Annotated in this window: 3 protein-coding genes and 1 pseudogene; 1 reads left to right on the top strand and 3 read right to left on the bottom strand. The window is 63.8% G+C overall.

Going from position 1 to position 3,338, the window contains the following annotated elements:
- Nucleotides 1-165: pseudogene (locus VFH65_RS12875) on the bottom strand (ATP-dependent acyl-CoA ligase); the annotation flags it as partial.
- The gene (locus VFH65_RS12870) at nucleotides 165-1,304 is read right to left on the bottom strand and encodes an aromatic ring-hydroxylating oxygenase subunit alpha (RefSeq protein WP_353322002.1); all 1,140 of its coding nucleotides are present in this window, start codon (nucleotides 1,302-1,304) and stop codon (nucleotides 165-167) included. The pseudogene VFH65_RS12875 and the gene VFH65_RS12870, both read right to left, overlap by 1 nt.
- Before the next feature lie 70 nt (nucleotides 1,305-1,374).
- Here VFH65_RS12870 and VFH65_RS12865 point away from each other — a divergent pair, with 70 nt between their 5' ends.
- Complete coding sequence (locus VFH65_RS12865) at nucleotides 1,375-2,613, top strand: cytochrome P450 (protein WP_353322000.1); 1,239 nt, start codon at nucleotides 1,375-1,377, stop codon at nucleotides 2,611-2,613.
- Here the strand turns inward: VFH65_RS12865 and VFH65_RS12860 are convergent.
- The coding region (locus VFH65_RS12860) for a CoA transferase (protein ID WP_353321999.1) at nucleotides 2,614-3,338 on the bottom strand (725 nt) is incomplete at its 5' end.

Here is a 3,338-nt window from a genome sequence, read left to right as displayed (position 1 = left end):
GCGCCGCACCCCCATGTCGGCGAGCACGTTGGCCGCGGCGCAGGACCGGTCGCGCATCTGCGCGAACGTCACCGGCGTGCCGGCGATCGACATCATCACCCGATCACCGAATTGCTCGGCGCGCTGATCGAGCACCGCAGGGACGGTGAAGTGGCCTGCGGGCATCACACCCTCGCGGCCGCGGGGTCGGGCGCACCGTCTGCGGTGTACCCGAAGTCCTGTGGCGACGGTTCGGCGCCCGGATAGAAGCGATGTGCCCAACGGCGCAGCGCCGCATAGTCGCGCGCCTCCTCGGGAGCCAGGTTGGGCTTCTCGAGGTACTTCATGTTCTCCCAGGTGAAGAAGTCCTGCTTGATGACCTCCTGCTGTAGCGCCAGGAACTTCTCTGCGCGGCCGGTCGGCTTGTCACCCGCGTCGCCGGGCTCGCGCACCGACGCCTGGGTATAGAAGTAGTCGGTGTAGTCCTCGTCGACGGGGGTCTGACCGGTCACCTCGATCGTCGCCACCAGATCAGAGGGAAAGCGAACGATTCCCAGGCCCAGCGAGTAGTTGTCGTAGATGATTTTGGCGTCGACGGGCCCGTTGGGCGTTAACCACGTCTTCGCCCGTCCCCCACCGAAATTCGCGTTAACCGTCGCGTGCAGGTGGTAACCACTTACCTCGAACGAAGCGGTGTTCGCAGGATTGGCCGCCTTGTGCACGTATTGCACGTGGTACGGGTCGGCGGCATTCTCGATGATCATTTGCGCGTGCACCTTGACGCGGTTCACCATCCGGCTGTGCGGGTGCAGCGGGTAGTACTCGCCGGTCTCCAGCTCGGGCAGCACCGGAGGCTGCCAGTACGGTGCGCGCCCGTGGCGCTCATGCCACACCAGAATGAAGCCGTACCACTCCGCCGTCTGATACGTGCGGATGCGGACGTTCTGCTTGCAGCCGATCTTGCTGTACGGAATCAGCGTGTTCGCGCCGTCGCCGTCCCAGTGCCAGCCGTGCCATGGGCAGACGATGTGCTCGCCCTCGACGGTCCCGCCGACGCCCATGTTGGCGCCCAGATGCTGGCAGTAGGCGTCCAGCACGTTGATCTGCCCGGACCGGGTCCGGAACATCACCAGCTCTTCGCCGAAGTAGTGGATGCGTTTGACCTGCCCGGGAGCCAGGTCAGAGGCGAATCCGACGATGAACCAGCCCGTCGGAAAGCGATAAGTCGACAGACTGATTCCGCTGGGCCCGAACTCACGCTCCGACGGGTCCACGGTCGAGTCAGACACCCCATCTCTTTGCTTAGACCCAGCCGTCACTGCCATCTCCCTGTCCGTTGCCTATTTTTACTATTTTAGGCATTCTAGGTCAAGGTCAACGAATTGAGGATGGCGCATGCCCACGACTGTTCCGGTCGATTTGTCAGATGCCGCGTTGTGGCAGAACGGTTTTCCCGACGAACTGTTCGAAGTGTTACGCCACGAGAGGCCGGTCTTCCATCACGAACTCACACCTGGAGTGGCCCAAACCGTCGGGCGCGACTTCTGGATGACCACCAAGCACAGGCACGCACAGCGGATTCACCGCGACACTGATTCGTTCACCGCCGCGGATGGCCCGCTGATCCAGGGTGTGGGCCCTATCGGCGAATTCCCGACCATCATCAACATGGACCCGCCGGACCTGACCAAGCGGCGCAGGGTGATGTCCCACGCCTTCACCCCGAAGGCCATCGGCAAGCTCGAGGACGGCATTCGGGCCCGCGCCGCGTCGATGATCGACGGACTGCTCGCCGCGGGCGGTGGCGACTGGATCGGTGACGTCGCCGATGTACTTCCGATGTCGGTCATCGGCGACATCGTCGGCATACCCAACGAGCATCGGCCGAAGGTCTTCGGCACCCTCGACCGCATTCTGAAGTTCAACTCGCCAGACGTGCACTTGACCGAACAGGAGCAACTCGAACTCTTCGGCGAAATCTTCGCCTATGCGCTCGAACTCACCGCCGAGAAGCGGCGCAACCCGGCCGACGACATCTGGAGCACCCTGACCTCCGCGGTGGTCACCGACGAGCACGGTGAGCAGCTGTCACTACCCGCCAACGAACTGGAGATCTTCTTCTTCGTCATCGCCATTGCTGGCAGCGACACGACGAAGAATGCGCTTGCCGCAGGACTGCAGGCGTTCGTCGCGAACCCCGGCGAGATCGAGCGCTACCGCGCCGAAGAGGCCATCCGATCCAGCGCGGTAGAGGAGGTACTGCGCTGGTCGACACCGATCGCGTTTTGGACCCGCACAACGAAGGTCGACGTGGAGATGGACGGCGTCACCATCCCCAAAGGCGATCGGGTGGTTTCCATGCTGCGCTCGGCCAACCGCGACGAAGAGGTGTTCGCAGACCCGTTCAGATTCGACATCGGCCGCACCGACAATTCGCACGTCACGTTCGGCGGCGGCGGTCCGCACCACTGCCTGGGCGCGATGCTGGCGCGCGCCGAGATCCGCGCCGTACTCGATGAATTGCTGTGCCGCGCTGACAACATCAACCTCGGCCCGCCAAAGGTCACGTACCCGAATCTGACGAACAACATGTCGCTCTTCGACGAAATGGCGATCACGCTGACGCCTCGCTAGTCACAGTCCCTTCGGACGGGTGCCGATCACTCCTTGCGCTGCCAACCGCTCGACGTCGGCATCGGTCAGCCCGCACAGCTCAGTCAACACTTCCTTGTTGTGCTGGCCCAATGTCGGCGGGGCGCGGAACAACCATTTGTCGGTACCGTGCGGCTGGGCGAACGGCGGACACGGATACAGTCCCTCGCCGGTGCTGGGATGGTCGAGGCGTTCGAAGAAGCCGCGATGTCGCAGTTGTGGATTCTGCGTCACCAGCGACGGCGAAACAACTGCAGCGGCCGGAATGCCGGCACCGGCAAGCCTTTCCACGACCGTCTCGAGAACCTGCGTGGCGAACCAGTCCGAGATCGCCGTATCCGTCCCGCCCATGAGGTCTGTCAGAGTGGCTCGCTGGTCCGGGGTGTGCGCGCTGATCGCGATCCAGTTGTCGTCGCCGGCGCATCGATAGAGGTCCTGCAGAGCGTCGGTGTGGCCGCGGTTGCCCTGCCGCGAAAGGACCTGTCCGAAAACCTCGAATTCAATTGTCTGCGCGCCGGTTACGTTCAGCACGCTCTCGATCATCGGCACCTCGACCAGCTGACCCGTGCCGGTCTCCTCGGCGAACTCCAGCGCGGCGAGGAGCGCGACCGCTGCGTGCACACCCGCCAACGGATCGCACGCGCCACGTGGCGCGATCGGAGGTCCGTCTGGCATGCCTGTCACCCAGGCCAGCCCGGCGATCTGTT

The organism is Mycobacterium sp., assembly GCF_035697385.1.
Taxonomy (GTDB): domain Bacteria; phylum Actinomycetota; class Actinomycetes; order Mycobacteriales; family Mycobacteriaceae; genus Mycobacterium.
This window is presented reverse-complemented; position numbering and strand designations above follow the sequence as displayed.